A 726-nucleotide genomic window follows, 5' to 3' on the forward strand; every position below is an offset into this window, starting at 1 on the left:
GCAGAGAGCCAAACTCTCGCATCTACTACCTTCCAGAACTTCTTCCGTATTTACGACAAGCTTGCTGGTATGACTGGTACGGCGGATACCGAAGCGTACGAATTTAATCAAATATACGGGCTAGACGTGGTTGTTATTCCAACGAATAAAACTATTGCTCGTATTGATCATAACGATCTTGTTTATTTAACGCAGGAAGAAAAATTCCAAGCAATTATTGATGAAGTTAAAGCAGTTGTTGCAGCCCAACGCCCAGTACTTGTTGGCACAGCGAGTATTGAGTCGTCTGAATATTTGTCAGGTTTGCTGAAAAAAGCAGGTATTAAACATAGCGTTCTGAACGCAAAGCATCATGCTCAAGAAGCTCAGATCGTTGCGCAAGCAGGTCTTCCAGGTACGGTCACGATAGCGACCAACATGGCGGGCCGTGGTACCGATATCGTTCTTGGTGGTAACTGGGAAGCTGAAGTCAAAGCGCTCAAAAACCCTGATGACACAAAAATTGAAAAGATTAAAGTAGAGTGGAAAGCACGTAACGAAGCCGTGAAAGAGGCTGGTGGTTTACACATACTTGGTACTGAGCGACACGAATCTCGCCGTATCGATAATCAGTTACGTGGTCGTGCTGGCCGTCAGGGTGATCCAGGTAGTACGCGTTTCTTCTTGTCTTTAGAAGATAACTTAATGCGTTTGTTTGCTTCAGATCGTGTTCGCAACATCATGCAA

The 726-nt window shown here is 44.6% G+C and carries 1 pseudogene; it reads left to right on the top strand.

Annotated elements, in window-relative coordinates:
* Positions 1-726: pseudogene (gene secA / locus A3762_RS04895) on the top strand (preprotein translocase subunit SecA); the annotation flags it as partial.

The sequence above is a fragment of the Oleiphilus sp. HI0125 genome, assembly GCF_001635355.1.